Raw genomic sequence first — 14,741 nt, forward strand, 5'->3', positions numbered from 1 at the left:
ATTTGTCTTCACAAACAACGGGTTCAATTAGTACCTTTAAGCGCCTGATGCGTTATTTAAAACCCTACAAAGCGGGGTTTGCTCTGGCGATGTTTGGTATGGCGGGTTACGCCTGTGTCGATATTTATTTTATTTCTCAGTTTTCCAGCTTTATTGACCGTGGGATCACCCAAAAAGATACGGCTTATTTAGCCTGGGCTCCGGTTTTTGTCGTCGGTATGTTTTTCCTGCGTGGTGTGTTTCATTTTATCTCCAGCTACTGCCTGAACTGGGCTGGTACTCATATCGTCAAAGACTTACGCCAGCAACTGTTCCGTCAGATGATTGCTTTGCCTGTCAGTTACCATGACAAACACTCGACGGGCGAGCTGATTTCAAAAATCACCTACGATGCTGAACAAATTAAGCAAGCGTCCAGCAAAGCCTTAGTTGTGCTTATTCATGAAGGTGTGTTTGTTTTAGGTTGTTTAGGCCTGATGTTTTACAACAGCTGGCAGCTATCCTTGATTTTTTTAGTCATAGCACCTGTGATTGCCGTCATAGTAGCGCAGGTATCGAAACGTTTTCGTAAAATCAGCAGTAATATGCAAAATGCGATGGGTGATGTCACCACCAGTTCAGAGCAGATGCTGAACGGCCATAAAGTGATTTTATCTTTTGGCGCAGGCGATTTAGAAAACAACAGATTTAAAGCCGTGAATAACCGCAACCGGCAGCTGGATGTAAAGATGGAAGCGACGCGCGCTATCAGCGTTTCGCTGATCCAGCTGATTGCTTCTTTTGCTTTGGCTTTTGTGATTTATTTAGCCAGTTTCCCGGCTATGCTGGACACCTTAACGCCTGGTACTTTCAGTGAGATGATCACGGCCATGATGTTGCTGTTAAAACCGCTAAAACAACTGACCACAGTCAATAGTGATTTTCAGCGCGGTATGGCAGCAGCGGCTAACGTCTTTATTGTTTTGGATGAAAAACCAGAGCAGGACACTGGAACCATTGAACTGAAACAGGTGACAGGTGCTATTGCAATTAAAGACTTAAGCTTTCACTACCCTGGCCATGAAAAACAAGTGCTAAAGCAGATCAATATCAACGTTGAACCTGGTCAGACAGTGGCTTTAGTCGGTCGCTCTGGCAGCGGTAAAACCACTATTTCCAGCTTATTGCCACGTTTTTATGAAATTGAGCAAGGTGAAATTTTACTCGATGGCATTAACACCAAAGACTGCACGCTGGATTCATTGCGCTCACAAATGGCTGTGGTATCGCAGCATGTGGTGCTGTTTAACGACACCATCGCCAATAATATTGCTTATGGTTATCGTGGTGAATTAAGTCCTGAACGTTTACTGGAAGTGGCAGAAAAAGCTCATGTGATGGAATTTGTGCAGCAGATGCCGGAAGGGCTAGATACTGAAATTGGTGAAAACGGTGTGACTTTATCCGGTGGTCAACGCCAGCGTATTGCTATAGCCCGGGCTTTGTTACGTCAGGCTCCTGTGCTGATTCTGGATGAAGCGACTTCTGCGCTGGATACAGAATCAGAGCGTAAAATTCAGGGCGCATTGGATGAATTGTTTAAAGGCCGCACCAGTATTGTTATAGCGCACCGCTTGTCCACCATTGAAAATGCCGACCAGATATTGGTGATGGATCAGGGCCAGATTGTCGAGCAGGGCAACCATCAGTCCTTGCTGGCACAAAATGGCTACTATGCTCAGCTGTATAAAATGCAATTTAGCGAAGTCGGATGAACTGGTGGGAGAAAGGCTGGTATCGCCAGCACTCTTTTACATTACTGTTCTGGCCACTGAGTCTGCTCTATCGGCTGGTCGCTGTGATCCGCCGTTTTGGCTATCAGCGCGGCTGGTTTGTATCTTTTTCTGTAGAAAAACCCGTTGTTATTGTCGGTAATATCTCAGTCGGTGGCACAGGTAAAACGCCTTTCACTTTGTGGCTTTGTAAGTTTTTAGCAGAGCAGGGCTTTACTCCTGGTATTGTCAGCCGGGGTTATGGTGCCCGTATCACAGCGCCTGTGCGCGTTACTTCGTTGCATTTGGCCGCAGATGTTGGCGATGAACCTTTGCTTTTGGCGAGCAAAAGTCATTGTCCTGTAGTGGTCTGTCCGGACAGAGTGGCAGCAGCGCACTATCTGCTGGGGACTACAGACTGCGATATAGTGATTAGCGACGATGGTCTGCAGCATTATAGGTTACAGCGCGATTTAGAACTGGTGCTGATCGACGGCCAACGAGGTTTGGGCAATCAGCAGCTATTGCCCGCAGGGCCTTTGCGCGAACCTGTATCGCGTTTACAAAGCGTCGATGCGGTTATTGTGAATAGCGGTGACTTTGAGTCGGCGCAATATAAAATGCTGTTAAAGCCTGTTAAGCCTCTGGCATTAGATGGTCAAAGCCAATGGCCAGAACGAGCTCAGGCTGTGACTTTAGTAGCAGCCATAGGCAATCCACAACGTTTTGTTGATACGGTAAAGAACTTTGGTATTGAGGTGAAAGCCACCGTCTTTTTCCGTGATCATTTTGCTTTTGATGAACAGAGTCTGGCTAATATCGAAGGCCCGGTATTAATGACAGAAAAAGATGCGGTGAAATGCCGTGCTTTTGCTAAACCCAATTGGTATTACCTGCCGGTCGAGGCCGACCTGTCGGACGAATTTAAATTCTGGCTGCAGCACCAACTGCGTCAATGGAGAGAAGACTAATGGCTTTAAATATCGCCTTACTGGACATCATTGCTTGTCCTTTGTGTAAAAACAAATTGAAACTGGATAAAGAAAAGCAGGAACTGATTTGCACAGCAGATCGTTTGGCTTATCCGGTCAAACAACATATTCCGGTGTTATTAACCTCTGAAGCTCGTTCTATAAGTCTGGAAGAGGCTGAGCAATGGCGTTAGTACAGGCGGCGTCAGCAAAAACTGGGTTTCTGGTCGTTATTCCGGCCCGTTACGCCAGTAGCCGTTTGCCAGGCAAACCTCTGGCTGACATTGCAGGTCAGAGCATGATTGAACGGGTGTACCGTCAGGCTATTAAAAGTGGTGCACAGCGGGTGGTGATTGCAACTGACGATGCACGTGTGAAACAGGAATGCGAAGGCTTTGGCGCTGAAGTTTGTATGACCAGTCCGGCCCATAACTCCGGCACTGAACGTCTGGCCGAAGTGGTGTCTTTATTGGATCTGGCGGACGATACAGTGGTGGTGAATGTACAAGGCGACGAGCCTTTTATTCCGCCCGCTATTATCCGTCAGGTCGCACAGAACCTCGCGAGTCAAAGCAAAGCCCGTATGGCCACTTTATCTGTGCCTATCGAGCATAGCGACGAAGTACACAATCCTAATGTGGTGAAAGTACAAAGCGATAAACATGGTTATGCACTCTATTTCAGCCGCTCTGTGATCCCATTTGACAGAGATAAAGCTTTTACAACACAACTGGCTGATATCTATCGTCGTCATATAGGTATTTATGCTTACCGTGCTGGTTTTATTAAAGAGTACGTTAGTTGGCCGGCATCTCAGTTAGAGCAGATTGAATGCTTGGAGCAGCTGAGAGTCTTGTGGCAAGGCGAAGCTATACATGTGGCTACTGCGTTTGAAGTTCCTGCTGTGGGCGTGGATACGCCAGAGGATTTAGAACGTGCCCGCCTGGTTGCGGCTACTCTGTAAATGACATTAAAACTGGTTTTTGAGCACACCGATTTTCTGGTGCTGGATAAACCATCCGGTATCAGTTTTCATTCCGAGTTTGAACCCGGTGTTGTCGCTTTAGCTGAAGCCCAGTTTGGGCTGAAGTTGTATGCTGTGCATCGGTTGGATAAAGGCACATCAGGTTTATTGCTGCTGGCTAAAAGCAGTGAAGCGGCAGCGAAGTTGGCTGAATTGTTTCAAAGCCAACAGATCCAAAAGTTTTATTTAGCGCTGACCGATCAAAAACCAAAGAAAAAACAAGGCTGGGTTAAAGGTGATATGGTGCAGGCGCGCCGTTCGGCCTGGAAGCTGATCAGCACTTTAAGCAATCCTGCTATCAGCTATTTTGTCTCGGCTTTTTACGAGGTGGCAGGGCGCAGAGTTTTTTTGGTCAAGCCTTTTACCGGTAAAACTCATCAGGTGCGGGTGGCTTTAAAAAGTGTCAGCGCTGCTATTTTGGGTGATGCGTTGTATCAGGGGACAGCTGCAGATCGTCTCTACCTGCACGCTTATGCACTGTATTTTAGCTGGGATGGTGCGCAAATTAAGCTGGTGTTGCCACCCTCTGCTGGCACAGAATTTTTATCGTCACCCTTGTTACAGCATCTGAATCAGCACTGGGCAGAACCTGTATTACTGGATTGGCCTTCTTATCAAAAACCAACTACGTCTAAAGTTGTTGAGTAAAAGAGTAATTTACGTGTCCGATTATTTATTACGTTTTGCCGGCATAGGCCGTTTGTATGGTACCAAAGCATTGGACGCCTTTCAGAGTGCCCATGTTTGTGTGGTGGGCATTGGTGGTGTCGGTAGCTGGGCTGCTGAAGCTTTGGCTCGCTCTGGCATAGGCGAAATAACTCTGATTGATTTAGATGATATTTGTATCAGCAACACCAACAGGCAGCTGCATGCTTTATCCGATAGCATAGGCAAAGATAAAGTAGCGGTAATGGCTGAACGTATTCAAGCCATTAACCCGGATTGCAAAGTGCACCAGGTCGAAGATTTTGTTAGTCATGACAATTTATTTGAGCTGATGAGCACCGATTTTGACTATGTGGTGGACTGCATCGATTCCATCAAAGCCAAAGTGGCGCTGATAGCGCACTGCAAACGCAATAAAATTGCCATAGTCACAGTGGGTGGTGCTGGCGGGCAGGTGGATCCTACTCAAATTCAGCTGGCCGATTTAAGCCAGACGGTCTACGACCCTTTGTTATCCAAAGTGCGTAATACCTTGCGTCGTGACTACAACTACAGCCGCAATACCAAAAGACGTTTTGGCATAGATGCGGTGTATTCAACTGAGCAATTGGTGTATCCAAAAGGCGATGGTACTGTCTGTCAGACTAAACCAGAATTGGATGGCCCAATGCGCTTAGATTGCAGTGGTGGTTTTGGTGCAGTTACTGTAGTGACAGGCTCTTTTGCTTTTGTGGCTGTCTCCCGTGTTTTGAAAAAACTTGCTGAGAAAGCCAATAAAGCCTGACGCTTAAATTTGGGTGTGGGTCAGAGCGAGGCCTTGACCCGATTCAATACAGCTAGCAAACCATTACTGCGGGACTGACTGATATTTTGTTGCAGCTGTAATTCGCTCAGTAATAATTCAGGCTTCGCGTGCGCTAACTCTTCCGATGTCAGTCCATTCAACTGCACTAACAGCAGAATAATCAGCCCCTTCACAATACGGGCATCGCTGTCAAAAGCCCAAAAGTGCTGATTTGTCGTTGGATCCTGATAATGCAGCAGCCAGGCTTTGCTCTCACAACCTTGTACTAAAAATTCATCTCTGTGCCACTCGCTGTCAAAAGTAGGTAATTCTTTGCCTAGCGTCATTAAAATCCGGTATTTACTTTGCCAGTCTTTCAACTGGCGCAACTGTGGCAGTTGGTTAACGTAAATTTTTTTTAGCGCAGTAGCGGTTTCTGTAAAGATATCTGGTCGGATCATTCGGCAAGTAACTCCACTGCTGTAGCTAAAGCGGTCAAAGTTCGGTCAATTTCGTCGAAACTGTTGTAACAGGCGAATGAGAAACGTACAGAACCCTTGACATTTAATGCCTGAAACAACGGCATAGCACAGTGAGTTCCGGCCCGAACTGCGATATTTTGCTGGTCGAGTAAGGTGGCGAGGTCGGCAGGGTGCTCATTTTTCAGGATGAGCGCCACAATTCCTGCGTTAGTTGTCGGACCAGATAACAGCTCCAGAGCAGAAATTTGCTGACAACCGGCATAAAACCGTTGCACCAGCGCTGATTTGTGCTGCTGAAATGCGGTCAAATCCTGCTGTTGTAGCCATAAAATAGCAGCAGCAAGACCAATAGCGCCCGCCATGTTGGGCGTTCCAGCCTCTAATCTGTAAGGTAAATCGTTCCAGCTGCTGCTCGAAAAACTGACAGTTTTAATCATTTCACCACCGCCCAACAGTGGCCGCAGCAGCTCTAAATATTGTGTTTTGCCATATAAAACGCCAATGCCTGTTGGGCCATACAACTTGTGACCAGAGAACAGATAAAAATCTACATCCAGCGCCTGCACGTCGACCTTCTCCCAGACAATGCCCTGGGCGCCGTCCAGCACCACTAGAGCGCCTGCTTCCTTAGCCAGACGCACTATGTCGGCTATCGGCTGAATATGGCCCAGCGCATTAGAGACATGGCTGATGCTAACGACCTTAGGTTTAAGCTTTAATAATTCGCTAAAAGCAGCGAGGTCAAATCTATGGTCAGCTGTTAAAGGCACCACATCCAGCTGCACACCAAAAGGCAGAGCATGGATATGCCAGGGCACAATATTGGCGTGATGTTCCATAGATGAAATTAATACCCGATCGCCGGACTGCAACACTGGCCCCATCAGGCCAAATACCAGTTGATTAAAACCTGCTGTAGTGCCGCTGGTCCAGATGATTTCATGCGAAAAACGGGCTTTTAGAAACTGAGCTACCGTGGTTCTGGCCGCTTCAAAAGCCGCTGTGGCTTGTTGGCTTAAGCCATGGGCAGAGCGATGAACATTACTGTTATGCTGGCTGTAAAAGGTATTCATAGCATCAAGCACGGCTTGAGGTTTATGCAAAGTGGCGGCGTTATCCAGATAGATCCAATCAGGATGTGCGCTAAAAAACGGGAATTGTTGACGTAAAGAGAGTAGATCGAAGTTCACGATGGCCAACCGAACAGAAAAAACGAGGCCGGATCATAACATCCGGCCTCATGAGCTGGTTAGGCTTTTTTATAATCGCGTTTGGTGTAGCCGGTGTACAACTGACGCGGACGACCAATTTTGTGGCCCTTGTCGGACAGCATTTCGTCCCAGTGAGAGATCCAGCCTACAGTACGTGACATAGCGAAAATCACTGTAAACATGCTGGTTGGAATACCAATGGCTTTTAGAATGATGCCTGAGTAGAAATCAACGTTTGGATAGAGTTTCTTCTCGATGAAGTACGGGTCTGACAGCGCAATACGCTCCAGCTCCATCGCCACATCCAGCAGAGGATCCTTGATGTTCAGCTCTTTTAATACTTCGTGGCAGGTTTCACGCATCACTTTGGCACGAGGGTCAAAGTTTTTGTAAACGCGGTGACCAAAGCCCATCAGACGGAAACTGTCGTTTTTGTCTTTAGCACGAGCCACAAACTCAGGAATACGCTCTACAGAGCCGATTTCCTGCAACATTTTTAAGCAGGCTTCGTTAGCGCCACCGTGGGCAGGGCCCCATAAAGAAGCTACGCCAGCAGCGATACAAGCGTACGGATTAGCGCCTGAAGAGCCAGCTAAACGCACTGTGGAGGTAGATGCGTTTTGCTCATGGTCTGCGTGCAGCATAAAAATACGGTCCATAGCTTTAGCAAGAATTGGACTGACTTTGTAATCTTCAGCTGGCACAGAGAACATCATATGCAGGAAGTTTTCTGCATAAGTTAAGTCATTGCGTGGATACACAAAAGGCTGACCCACAGTGTATTTATACGCCATGGCAGAGATAGTAGGTAACTTGGCAATTAAGCGATGAGCACTGCGTTTACGCTGCTCCGGGTCGTTAATATCCAGGTCTGAATGGTAAAAAGACGACAGCGCGCCAACCACGCCACAGAGCATGGCCATAGGGTGAGCGTCAACGCGGAAGCCCTGGAAAAATGAGGCAATTTTTTCATGCACCATGGTGTGGCGCGTGATGGTATGCACAAACTCTTCGTACTTAGCTTTCGTCGGCAATTCGCCTTCCAATAACAGGTAGCAGGTTTCCAGATAATCTGAATGTTCTGCCAATTGTTCTATTGGGTAACCCCGGTGTAACAACACGCCATTGTCACCATCGATATAGGTGATTTTTGATTCGCACGAACCCGTAGCCATAAAGCCCGGATCGAAGGTGAAGTATCCTTGCTGACCTAAAGCACGAACATCAATAACATCAGTGCCTGCAGTGCCAGAATAGATAGGAAGTTCAAATGGTGCCTGTCCTTCGATCTGCACGACAGCTTTTTTATCTGCCATTGGATTTCTCCTGTTGTTTTAATTGGGTTAAACCTTCATTGCACCTATTCTAACGTCAAGTGCTGCCTAAAAGTCAATTTTAATGCGTGATTGGATAATAAGTATTCGACTCTGGTCGTATTGTCATCAAAGTGGAATGCTGTACTCTCTGTCTACGCAGAAATTCGATAACCAAATCAAACATAAATTGTAATCCGAAGTAGTGAATTATATACTGTCGCGGGTTTTAAACCTGTTCAGCGTTTGATCGATAAAAAAACAGGCTGAACCACAACGAGCTGTAGCCTGTATATCCATTGGGCGTTGACTGATTATTCAGCAACACATAATGACAACAAAGCTCTATAAAGAGCGTCGATGGGCAAGAAACTGTGAAAAAGCAAAGACCTGTAAATCTAGACCTTACAACAATATCTTTTCCTGCTCCTGCGTTAGCGTCGATCCTGCACCGCGTAACTGGCGTAGCCATGTTTTTCGCTCTGGTGTTTGTGATCTGGGCTTGGGCAGTCTCTTTGTCTTCTGCGGAAGGCTTTGAGCAAGTGAAATTGGTATTACAATCCTTCATCGCCAAGTTTATCGCTTGGGGTACTATCACAGTTTTGCTGTATCACATGATTGGTGGCATTCGTCATTTGATTATGGACATGGGGCACTGGGAAGAACTTCAATCCGGTAAAACCAGCGCAGTCGTGACTATCGTACTGTGGATTGTATTAGCTGTTTTAGCAGGAGTTTGGTTATGGTTCTGAATCAAGCCAGTTTAAAGCGCGACGGTGTCCAGGACTACGTCTCGTTACGTGCCACAGCAGTCATTCTGACGCTGTACACTCTGTTTATTCTGGGATTTTTCCTGGTTACTCCTGAAGTAACCTACGATGTCTGGAAAGCGCTGTTTTCCAGTCTACTGATGAAAGCTTTCACTTTATTAACCTTAGTTTGTATCGCAGTGCACACCAAAATCGGTCTGTGGCAGGTATTAACTGACTACGTCAAAAACGCAGCGTTGCGTGGCGTGTTGCAGTTCCTGTTATACACCTTAGCTTTTGGCTATGTCGCTGTTGGTCTCTTTGTTCTGTGGGGTGTTTAAGTGAATATTCCAGTACGCGAATTTGATGCCGTAGTAATAGGCGCAGGTGGTGCGGGTATGCGCGCCGCTCTGCAAATTACTGAATCAGGTTTAACCTGTGCTTTGTTATCCAAAGTATTCCCAACCCGTTCTCACACTGTATCTGCGCAAGGTGGTATCACTGTTGCGTTAGGTAACTCTCACCCGGACAACTGGGAATGGCACATGTTTGATACCGTCAAAGGTTCCGATTATATCGGTGATCAGGACGCTATCGAATACATGTGTAAAACTGGTCCTGAAGCCATTACTGAATTGGAAAACATGGGCTTACCTTTCTCTCGTTTTGAGAACGGCCGTGTCTATCAGCGTCCTTTTGGTGGTCAGTCGAAAAACTTTGGTGGCGAACAGGCCGCTCGTACCGCAGCTGCAGCTGACCGTACTGGTCATGCCTTATTGCACCTGTTGTACCAACAAAACGTAAAAAACAAAACTCAGGTATTTTCTGAGTGGTACGCCTTAGATCTGGTGAAAAACCAGGATGGTGCCGTGGTGGGTTGTACTGCCATTGAAATTGAAACCGGTCAAATTGTTTACTTCAAATCCCGTGCTGTTGTTCTGGCAACAGGTGGTGCAGGTCGTATTTACGCCTCCACTACAAACGCTCACATCAACACTGGTGACGGTGTAGGTATGGCTTTACGTGCCGGTGTGCCACTGCAGGATATGGAAATGTGGCAATTCCACCCGACAGGTATTGCAGGCGCCGGTACGCTGGTGACTGAAGGTTGTCGTGGTGAGGGCGGTTACTTATTGAACAAAGACGGCGAGCGTTTCATGGAGCGTTATGCACCAAACGCCAAAGACTTAGCGGGTCGCGACGTTGTAGCTCGTTCTATGATGACTGAAATCCGTGAAGGCCGTGGTTGTGATGGTCCATGGGGTCCACACATCAAGCTAAAACTTGACCACTTAGGTGCGGAAGTTTTAGAAAGCCGTTTACCAGGTGTCTGTGAATTGTCGAAGACGTTCGCGCACGTTGACCCGGTGAAAGAGCCAATTCCTGTAATTCCAACCTGTCACTATATGATGGGTGGTATTCCTACTAACGTACATGGTCAGGTTATTCATCCAAAAGCGGACGGTTCTGAGTCTGTAGTTCCAGGCTTATTCGCTTGTGGTGAAATCGCTTGTGTGTCTGTACACGGTGCGAACCGCTTAGGTGGTAACTCCTTATTAGACTTAGTGGTGTTCGGCCGCGCTACAGGTTTACACTTGGGTGAAGCTCTGGCTGCGACCACTGAACAGCGCGCTGCATCCGATTCCGATCTGCAAGCTGCGTTAGCCCGTACTCAACGTTGGGAAGAAACGAAGCCAGGTCAGGGTGAAGATCCGGTTCAAATCAAAAAAGACTTACAGCAATGTATGCAACTGAACTTCTCGGTATTCCGTGAAGGTGCTGCTATGGCTGAAGGTTTAGCAGAGCTGAAAGAAATCCGTGAGCGTCTGAAATATGCACGTCTGGATGACAAGAGCTCAGACTTCAATACCATGCGTATTGAATGTTTAGAACTGGACAACCTGATGGAAACCGCGTTTCTACTGCAGTTGCTGCCAACTACAGAACGGAGAGCCGTGGTGCCCACGCTCGTTTTGACTTCCCGGACCGTGACGACGAAAACTGGTTATGCCACAGCGTCTACACGCCAGATACTGAATCAATGTTTAAGCGTAAAGTGAATATGGAACCTAAGTTCCGTGACGCTTTCCCGCCTAAAGCACGTACGTACTAAGAGGGATGCAGAATGAAGAAGTTAGTATTCTCTGTCTATCGTTACAACCCTGACGTTGATAAAGCGCCACGTATGCAAGACTATACTCTGGATAATCCAGAGGGTCGTGACATGATGGTGTTAGACGCACTGTTGAAATTAAAAGAACAAGACCCAACCTTATCATTCCGTCGCAGCTGCCGTGAAGGGGTTTGTGGTTCAGATGGTCTGAACATGAATGGTAAAAATGGTCTGGCTTGTATCACCCCATTGTCTGCATTGGGCAAAGGCAAAGGCGGCAAGCTGGTGATCCGTCCATTACCAGGTTTACCTGTAGTGCGTGACTTAGTGGTCGATATGACTCAGTTCTACACTCAGTATGAAAAGGTCAAACCTTACCTGATCAATGACGAGTTACCGCCAGCAGGTGAATACCTGCAATCGCCTGAAGATCGCGAAAAGTTAGACGGCCTGTACGAATGTATTTTGTGCGCCTGCTGTTCAACTTCTTGCCCTTCATTCTGGTGGAATCCGGATAAATTTATCGGACCAGCTGGTTTGTTACACGCCTACCGCTTCTTAGCTGACAGCCGTGATACTGCCACTGAACAGCGTTTAAACGATTTAGACGATGCATTCAGCGTGTTCCGCTGCCACGGCATCATGAACTGTGTCAACGTATGTCCTAAAGGTTTGAACCCGACCAAAGCTATAGGTCAGATCAAATCTATGCTGTTAAACCGGGCGCTGTAAGCGCCCTTTGTCAGAGCGAAACAGCCCTGATTGGTATAAAATGAAGCGCGCTCATATGTATGGGGCGCTTTTTGCTAATTTTTTCCAGGTGCTTCGAATAAGGGAAACTAAATGCACGAAGGTGTAATGAAGGCGTGGTTAGAGTCTTCTCATTTAGGCGGTGGTAACATGGCCTATGTAGATGAGCTCTATGAATCCTACTTAGCTGAACCTACCAGCGTCAGTGATGAGTGGCGTGAGTTTTTTGCCAGTCTGCCAAAAATTGACGGCGTAGAACTCGAATCCCGTCACAGCGACATTCGCCAGCAATTCGCTGAACTCGCCAAAAACAAACACCGTGAAGTTATTACGGTGAATGCAGGTGGTTCAGATCAGCGCCAGGTGAAAGTTCTGCAATTAATCAATGCCTTCCGTTTCCGTGGTCATCAGCATGCAAACCTCGACCCGCTGAACCTGTGGAAGCAGCCGCGAGTGCGTGATTTGGAGTTGTCCTACCACGATCTGACTCAGGCTGATTTTGATACCGAATTTAATGTCGGCTCTTTTGCTGGTGGCGAAACCAGTATGAAGTTAGGCGACTTATACAAAGCGCTGGAATCCACGTATTGTGGTTCTATCGGTGCAGAGTATATGCATATAGTGTCGACGGACGAAAAACGTTGGATCCAACAACGTTTAGAAGGCCAACAGGCCTCACGTGCGCTTGGCAAAGAAGAAAAAACCAAACTGTTGCAAGGCTTGGTGGCCGCAGACGGTCTGGAAAAATACCTGGCTTCTAAATTCCCTGGCGCCAAGCGTTTTGGTTTAGAAGGTGGCGACGCATGATACCAATGCTCAAAGCCATGATCCATCGTGCAGGCGAGCAGGGCGCTAAAGACTGTATTATCGGTATGGCGCACCGTGGTCGTTTAAACACCCTGATCAACGTACTGGGCAAAAACCCAAGCAAGTTGTTTGATGAGTTCGCCGGTAAATACGAAGTAGTCGGCGCAGGCGATGTGAAATACCATATGGGTTTCTCATCTGACTTCGAAACTAAAGGTGGCAATGTCCATTTAGCGTTAGCTTTCAACCCGTCGCACTTAGAAATCGTGAACCCTGTAGTAATGGGCTCTGTCCGCGCCCGTTTAGACCGCCGCGGTAGCACAGACGGTACCTTGGCTCTGCCTATCACCATTCACGGTGACTCTGCTTTTGCTGGTCAGGGCGTGGTTGCAGAAACCTTTAATATCTCTCAGACCCGTGCTTTCAAAGTGGGTGGTTCTATCCGTCTGGTCATCAACAACCAGGTTGGTTTCACTACCTCTAACCCAGAAGACACGCGTTCTACGCCATACTGTACTGATATCGCCAAGATGGTTCAGGCACCGATTTTCCACGTCAATGGGGATGATCCGGAAGCTGTGATTTTTGTCGCTCAGTTGGCTGTAGACTACCGCAATACGTTCAAACGTGATGTGGTGATCGACTTGGTTTGTTACCGTCGTAACGGTCACAACGAAGCGGACGAGCCAAATGCGACTCAGCCGCTGATGTACCAGAAAATCAAAAAACACCCAACGCCACGTGAGTTGTACGCCCAGAAGCTGATTGCTGAAGGTGTGGTGACTGCTGAACAAGTGCAGCTGATGGTTGATAGCTACCGCGATGCCTTAGATAAAGGCGACTGCGTAGTTGAAGAATGGCGTCCTATGACTGAAGTTGCAGTCGACTGGACTCCGTACATCGGCCACGACTGGACTGCAGCTTACGATGCCAGCATGACAGTACCAACTTTAGTCACTTTAGGTGAAAAAGCTATTGCTGTGCCTGAATCTCATGCGTTGCAGCGTCAGGTTGGCAAAGTCTATGAAGACCGAGCGTTAATGCTTAAAGGCGAGAAAAAAATCGACTGGGGTTTTGCTGAAATTCTGGCGTACGCTTCTATTGTGGAAGCTGGCAGTCGTATCCGTATCGTCGGTCAGGATTCAGGCCGTGGTACTTTTTTCCACCGCCATGCGGTACTGCACAATCAGAACGATGCAAGCACCTATACACCACTGGAACATATCAGCGACTCACAAGGTCCATTCCAAGTGTACGACTCAGCTTTGTCTGAAGAAGCGGTATTAGCCTTTGAATACGGTTATGCCACAGCTGAACCTCGTGCTTTAGTGATTTGGGAAGGCCAGTTTGGCGACTTCGCCAACGGCGCTCAGGTGGTGATTGACCAGTTCTTAAGCTCAGGCGAGCAGAAGTGGGGCCGTTTATGTGGTCTGACATTATTGTTGCCTCATGGCTACGAAGGTCAGGGCCCTGAGCACTCCTCAGCCCGTTTAGAGCGTTTCCTGCAACTCTGTGCTGATCACAATATGCAGGTGGTGGTTCCAACTACTCCGGCTCAGGTGTATGCCATGATCCGCCGTCAGATGGTGCGCCCAATGCGTCGTCCTCTGATTGTGATGTCACCTAAATCATTGTTACGCCATCCGTTAGCTACTTCTTCCTTAGAAGAAATCGCATCTGGTGTATTCCAGAACGCTATAGGTGAGATTGATCCAATTAAGCCAGCTGATGTGAAGCGTGTGGTGATGTGTAGCGGTAAAGTTTACTACGATCTGTTGGAAGAGCGTCGTAAACGCAACATCACCGACATAGCTATAGTTCGGATTGAACAGTTGTATCCTTTCCCAGCGGAAGAAATGGCAACTATCATGAAAGACTACCAGCATGTAAAAGATTTTGTCTGGTGTCAGGAAGAACCTCAAAACCAGGGCGCCTGGTACTGCAGTCAACACCATTTCTGGTCTTCCATACCAGCAACTGGAAAACTGACGTATGCCGGCCGCGAAGCGTCGTCTTCACCTGCGGTAGGTTACTTGTCTGTTCACAACAAACAGCAACAGGCTTTAGTCAACGCAGCTTTAACTATTGCTTAAAAATTAAGGCGCAGCATCAGCTGCGCT

General features: G+C 47.4%; 12 protein-coding genes and 2 pseudogenes. 11 read left to right on the forward strand and 3 right to left on the reverse strand.

Features of this window, described 5'->3' with window-relative positions:
* The first annotated feature begins 2 nt into the window (after positions 1-2).
* From msbA to tcdA, 6 genes are read left to right on the forward strand one after another with little or no spacing between them, the layout of a single operon-like run.
* Positions 3-1,754 (forward strand): lipid A export permease/ATP-binding protein MsbA, encoded by a 1,752-nt coding sequence (msbA, locus tag WH43_RS12450; protein ID WP_286049717.1) that lies wholly within the window; start codon positions 3-5, stop codon positions 1,752-1,754.
* Positions 1,751-2,722 carry a tetraacyldisaccharide 4'-kinase gene (lpxK, locus tag WH43_RS12455; RefSeq protein ID WP_053424922.1) on the forward strand — a complete coding sequence of 324 codons (972 nt, stop codon included), beginning with the start codon at positions 1,751-1,753 and terminating at the stop codon, positions 2,720-2,722. Before msbA ends, lpxK begins: the two co-directional genes overlap by 4 nt.
* Positions 2,722-2,916: a Trm112 family protein gene (locus WH43_RS12460; RefSeq protein ID WP_053424923.1), complete on the forward strand. Its 195-nt coding sequence runs from the start codon at positions 2,722-2,724 to the stop codon at positions 2,914-2,916. The genes lpxK and WH43_RS12460 overlap by 1 nt, the downstream gene beginning before the upstream one ends.
* On the forward strand, positions 2,907-3,686 hold the full coding sequence (gene kdsB, locus WH43_RS12465) for a 3-deoxy-manno-octulosonate cytidylyltransferase (protein WP_053424924.1): 780 nt from the start codon (positions 2,907-2,909) through the stop codon (positions 3,684-3,686). The genes WH43_RS12460 and kdsB overlap by 10 nt, the downstream gene beginning before the upstream one ends.
* Positions 3,687-4,394 carry a TIGR01621 family pseudouridine synthase gene (locus tag WH43_RS12470; protein ID WP_053424925.1) on the forward strand — a complete coding sequence of 236 codons (708 nt, stop codon included), beginning with the start codon at positions 3,687-3,689 and terminating at the stop codon, positions 4,392-4,394. It begins immediately after the preceding gene.
* Between the two features lie 13 nt (positions 4,395-4,407).
* Positions 4,408-5,196, forward strand: coding sequence for a tRNA cyclic N6-threonylcarbamoyladenosine(37) synthase TcdA (gene tcdA, locus WH43_RS12475; protein ID WP_053424926.1), 789 nt, complete (start codon positions 4,408-4,410; stop codon positions 5,194-5,196).
* Between the two features lie 20 nt (positions 5,197-5,216).
* On the opposite strand, the gene WH43_RS12480 is transcribed toward tcdA, so the two are convergent.
* From WH43_RS12480 to gltA, 3 genes are read right to left on the reverse strand one after another with little or no spacing between them, the layout of a single operon-like run.
* The gene (locus WH43_RS12480) at positions 5,217-5,657 is read right to left on the reverse strand and encodes a SufE family protein (RefSeq protein WP_053424927.1); all 441 of its coding nucleotides are present in this window, start codon (positions 5,655-5,657) and stop codon (positions 5,217-5,219) included.
* A complete protein-coding gene (locus WH43_RS12485) occupies positions 5,654-6,868 on the reverse strand; it encodes an aminotransferase class V-fold PLP-dependent enzyme (protein ID WP_152342845.1) in 1,215 nt (404 codons plus the stop codon). The genes WH43_RS12480 and WH43_RS12485 overlap by 4 nt, the downstream gene beginning before the upstream one ends.
* Before the next feature lie 59 nt (positions 6,869-6,927).
* Positions 6,928-8,205: a citrate synthase gene (gene gltA, locus WH43_RS12490; RefSeq protein WP_053424928.1), complete on the reverse strand. Its 1,278-nt coding sequence runs from the start codon at positions 8,203-8,205 to the stop codon at positions 6,928-6,930.
* A gap of 371 nt (positions 8,206-8,576) precedes the next feature.
* On the opposite strand from gltA, the gene sdhC reads away from it, so the two are divergent.
* The 5 genes and pseudogenes from sdhC (at position 8,577) to WH43_RS12515 (ending at position 14,714) form a co-directional block, all read left to right on the forward strand.
* Positions 8,577-8,954: a succinate dehydrogenase, cytochrome b556 subunit gene (gene sdhC / locus WH43_RS12495; RefSeq protein WP_082335770.1), complete on the forward strand. Its 378-nt coding sequence runs from the start codon at positions 8,577-8,579 to the stop codon at positions 8,952-8,954.
* Complete coding sequence (gene sdhD / locus WH43_RS12500) at positions 8,945-9,292, forward strand: succinate dehydrogenase, hydrophobic membrane anchor protein (protein WP_053424930.1); 348 nt, start codon at positions 8,945-8,947, stop codon at positions 9,290-9,292. Before sdhC ends, sdhD begins: the two co-directional genes overlap by 10 nt.
* A pseudogene (sdhA, locus tag WH43_RS12505) lies at positions 9,293-11,064 on the forward strand (succinate dehydrogenase flavoprotein subunit).
* A 12-nt stretch (positions 11,065-11,076) separates the two neighbouring features.
* Positions 11,077-11,796, forward strand: a complete 720-nt coding sequence (locus tag WH43_RS12510; protein ID WP_046518779.1) for a succinate dehydrogenase iron-sulfur subunit — start codon at positions 11,077-11,079, stop codon at positions 11,794-11,796.
* A gap of 111 nt (positions 11,797-11,907) precedes the next feature.
* Positions 11,908-14,714: pseudogene (locus WH43_RS12515) on the forward strand (2-oxoglutarate dehydrogenase E1 component).
* The last annotated feature ends 27 nt before the right edge of the window (positions 14,715-14,741 follow it).

The organism is Rheinheimera sp. KL1 (genome assembly GCF_001275035.1).
Lineage (GTDB): Bacteria > Pseudomonadota > Gammaproteobacteria > Enterobacterales > Alteromonadaceae > Pararheinheimera > Pararheinheimera tangshanensis.

What these genes read in the sequence shown, in the direction of transcription:
- lpxK (WP_053424922.1), top strand. Translation starts at nt 1,751, where the DNA reads ATGAACTGGTGGGAGAAAGGCTGGTATCGCCAGCACTCTTTTACATTA.
- WH43_RS12460 (WP_053424923.1), top strand. Translation starts at nt 2,722, where the DNA reads ATGGCTTTAAATATCGCCTTACTGGACATCATTGCTTGTCCTTTGTGT.
- kdsB (WP_053424924.1), top strand. Translation starts at nt 2,907, where the DNA reads ATGGCGTTAGTACAGGCGGCGTCAGCAAAAACTGGGTTTCTGGTCGTT.
- WH43_RS12470 (WP_053424925.1), top strand. Translation starts at nt 3,687, where the DNA reads ATGACATTAAAACTGGTTTTTGAGCACACCGATTTTCTGGTGCTGGAT.
- WH43_RS12480 (WP_053424927.1), bottom strand. Translation starts at nt 5,657, where the DNA reads ATGATCCGACCAGATATCTTTACAGAAACCGCTACTGCGCTAAAAAAA.
- gltA (WP_053424928.1), bottom strand. Translation starts at nt 8,205, where the DNA reads ATGGCAGATAAAAAAGCTGTCGTGCAGATCGAAGGACAGGCACCATTT.
- sdhD (WP_053424930.1), top strand. Translation starts at nt 8,945, where the DNA reads ATGGTTCTGAATCAAGCCAGTTTAAAGCGCGACGGTGTCCAGGACTAC.
- WH43_RS12510 (WP_046518779.1), top strand. Translation starts at nt 11,077, where the DNA reads ATGAAGAAGTTAGTATTCTCTGTCTATCGTTACAACCCTGACGTTGAT.